The sequence below is a fragment of the Pelagicoccus sp. SDUM812003 genome (assembly GCF_031127815.1).
Taxonomy (GTDB): Bacteria; Verrucomicrobiota; Verrucomicrobiia; order Opitutales; family Opitutaceae; genus Pelagicoccus.
In genome coordinates this window covers 1-3143 of the sequence record NZ_JARXHY010000041.1, presented here as the reverse complement: position 1 = coordinate 3143, position 3143 = coordinate 1, and the positions used below count along the sequence as shown (strand labels likewise).

Below are 3143 nucleotides of genomic sequence, written 5' to 3'. Positions count from 1 at the left end.
GAACTCCTTTATATTATTAACTTGCAGTGCCTTCTCATGGAAGTCGGTCCATACAACTCGGGCCAAGCGCCCGAGTTGTGGCAGCAGCAAGGACGGATCCTCACAACTTCCAGCACAACGGTTTCTGAGCCCTCGCGTATGACCTTCACGTTCTGGAGTAAAAAGTGAAACCAATCACGATCATTTTAGTTTACCTGATTCTTTTTGCGGCAGATCCGGTATCTGGCGAAAAGAGAGATAGAGGGCTGTTCGATCCAATACCGATCAGCGAAGATGAAGTGTTAAAGAGAGAGATCGTTGAAAAAGAAAAGCTGATAGAACTGATCAACCCAGACTTTGACATTTGGTATCAGGGCACTTGGTCAGACTGGCACCTCTTCTCATACCGAGGAGGATTCACCCACGGGGACTGGACGTCGCTCGATCCGATGTATCAAGGAGTCTTCAGGTGTTCAGTCGACGAGGTGAAAGTAAAAGAAGATAGAGTAGTAGATTTGAAAAATGGTGAGTTCATTTCTACTTTCGACGTTCAGAAGGTTGAAGCTTTCGATGTAGAAAATTCAGCAATCTTAACCAAGCAGTCTTTCTCCGAGGAATCGGGAATAAGTAATAGACCAGAACCAGTCGTGCCATACAACTCCGGCCAGTCGCTCCGCGACTGACCTCCGCGTATGCACTCGACGTTGGACGAAAGAAAATGAACTACCAGAAACTTAGCACGCTAACCATTTCCTTGATTGGCTTCTACTCAATATTTTCAGCCATCATCATTTCTGGTATGCAGGTCCTGATTCTGGTCATGGCCCCGTTTCAGCCGAACGGATGGGAAATGGCAGGATATACATCAATGGCGTTGATTCCGCAATTTCTTGCTCCTCTGATCTTCGGAATAGTCATAATCAGAAAGTCTGCAAAGATTAGCAGATGGCTTCTAGCAAAGATTGAAGTCGAGGGAGAAGAAAAGATCGAAGGAATAAGATTCGAGGATATGAGCTTCCTGCTTTTTTCGCTTCTTGGACTCTACATGATATCCACGACCTTTCCGGATGCATTGAGGCTATTCGCGGCTTGGTTCTCGTATTTGGCGTCTTCACCAGGCACGCTCGTATATGGCGATGATGGATTCTGGGATGGAAGGTTTCCAGAGGTCGCTTATCACATAGCTGCGATGTCCTTCTCGGTATTCGTTTTCTCTAGAGGACTAAGCATCAGCCGATTCGTGAACGCTTGCAGGAAGAAAGGGTTGTCCAACCAGTCAGCCCATACAACTCCAGCCAGCGCTCCGCGCTGACTTCCGCGTATGGCTTTCACGTTGAGCAGAAAACCACTATGAAACCAAGAATCCTACCTCTACTCGCTTCAATCCCTCTAGTCGGGTACTTCATCATACTCTGCTTTGCTTTTGTCGCCATGACGCAGATCGGGCACTGGCCATACTACTCGCATCCTGACCCCAAAGAACTAGGCATGCCTATTTGGCTTGGAGCATCAGCAGTCGGATTCCTCGCATCAGCATTGGGAGCCATTTTGATTCCTGCCATTCTTGGCATCGCATCGCTTGTCCAGTGGAAGCAAAACAAAGAAAAGAAGGAGTTCACTCTGGTTCTGGCATTCTCCATCTACGTCGTAGGAATGGCCTTATGGATCGGTGATTTCTCTATGGGAGCATTCTCGAGCTGGATACTAGACTAGAAAGAAATGCTCAACCAGTCGTCCCATACAACTCCGGCCATCGCTCCGCGATGACCTGCGCGTATGGACTTCACGTTAGGCAGAAAATCATGAAACTGATATTTCCAATCGGAGTTGTCGTGTTGGAGTTGGTGATCAACTTCTCACTCTACTATCTCAGTTTCAGAATCTGGAGTCTTTCGCCGAAGCCTTTGGGACTAGCAGTTGCCCTTTCGCTGGTCTGGTCATTGGGATTTATCCTCAAGAACGTCTTTCACCAAGTTGATCCAATTTTGGACTATGCAATTCTAGTCGGGATCGTTCTGTACCTTATTAGGTTTTGCAGAATGAACATCTTGGCCGGCTTTTTCATACCTGTATCGATCTGGCTCATCTCGTCCATTGCCGTTGGGGTGCTTAGCTTGATCCTCTACCAAATCACAAACAAGCAAACTTAAAAAGAATGCCTAACCAGTCAGCCCATACAACTCCGGCCAGCGCTCCGCGCTGACCTACGCGTATGGCTTTCACGTTCGGTAGTAACAAGAAATGTCACCTCTCATCACAGGCGTAATCCTACTGGCAACAAGCCAGTTGATTTGGTTCTTCGGAATCAGACGCTACGTTGTCAGAAACAAGGGTATCGATTCCTCGGGAGCTAACATCGCGGTAGCTGCTTGGAACGATTTCACTCAAGCGAGAGAGATAAGAAAAGAAACCAAAGAAAGCTGTCCTCACATTGAAACCTTTGCTGGAACTCAAATTGCGGGATTCATCTTGATCCTGATTGGAGTATTCAATCTAACATGACGAAAAGAATACCGAACAAGTCGCTCCATACAACTCGGGCCAAGCGCCCGAGTTGTGGAACCCACAAGGACATTTCCAACCCCACAACTTGCTCATTTGGTCTTCTAGGCCCTCGCGTATGAGCTTAGCGTTGGGCAGAAATAAAATGGAATCACTGAAAGAACTGATCAGCGAAAAAAAGTTCGAAGGCTATCTTCCCGGGCTTCGCAGTAGATTCCAAGCCAACGATCTCACCTTTGAAATGTCATGCTCCGGACCTGACGGAGGCTCTTCTCTAAGAACTCGGCTAGAAAAGAATAATCGAATAGCCGAAGTGTGCGTGTGGGAGTCTGGACACCTAAACCTAGAGATTGGAGATTCAGAAAAAGAAGGATTCGAGTTAGAGTATTTTCACTGGGTCATTGAAGATTCGAAAGGTTTTCACGATGCTTTGGCGGCAGCTTTTTGCTTTGTATCCAGAAAGTGTGACCATCTAGAACTCATCCAAAAAATTGAAAAATGAATAAGCCCAACCAGGCAGCCCATACAACTCCGGCCAGCGCTCCGCGCTGACCTACGCGTATGGCTTTCACGTTAGCAAAAAAATGAGTAACTCAGGAACGATCAGATTCTTCGATTGGAATTCATTCCTAGGAACGTTCCTAGTCACGATTCTATGTGGT

At 46.9% G+C, this 3143-nt stretch carries 5 protein-coding genes; all 5 read left to right on the top strand.

Annotated elements, in window-relative coordinates; genetic code table 11:
• Nucleotides 1-164: 164 nt before the first annotated feature.
• The 5 genes from QEH54_RS22545 to QEH54_RS22525 all read left to right on the top strand — a co-directional run bounded on the left by QEH54_RS22545 (nucleotide 165) and on the right by QEH54_RS22525 (nucleotide 2983).
• Nucleotides 165-662, top strand: a complete 498-nt coding sequence (locus QEH54_RS22545; RefSeq protein WP_309020989.1) for a hypothetical protein — start codon at nucleotides 165-167, stop codon at nucleotides 660-662.
• 35 nt (nucleotides 663-697) lie between these two features.
• Complete coding sequence (locus QEH54_RS22540) at nucleotides 698-1291, top strand: hypothetical protein (RefSeq protein WP_309020988.1); 594 nt, start codon at nucleotides 698-700, stop codon at nucleotides 1289-1291.
• 38 nt (nucleotides 1292-1329) lie between these two features.
• The gene (locus tag QEH54_RS22535) at nucleotides 1330-1692 is read left to right on the top strand and encodes a hypothetical protein (protein ID WP_309020987.1); all 363 of its coding nucleotides are present in this window, start codon (nucleotides 1330-1332) and stop codon (nucleotides 1690-1692) included.
• Nucleotides 1693-2220: 528 nt separating this feature from the next.
• Complete coding sequence (locus QEH54_RS22530; protein ID WP_309020986.1) at nucleotides 2221-2481, top strand: hypothetical protein; 261 nt, start codon at nucleotides 2221-2223, stop codon at nucleotides 2479-2481.
• Between the two features lie 118 nt (nucleotides 2482-2599).
• Nucleotides 2600-2983, top strand: a complete 384-nt coding sequence (locus tag QEH54_RS22525; protein ID WP_309020985.1) for a hypothetical protein — start codon at nucleotides 2600-2602, stop codon at nucleotides 2981-2983.
• The last annotated feature ends 160 nt before the right edge of the window (nucleotides 2984-3143 follow it).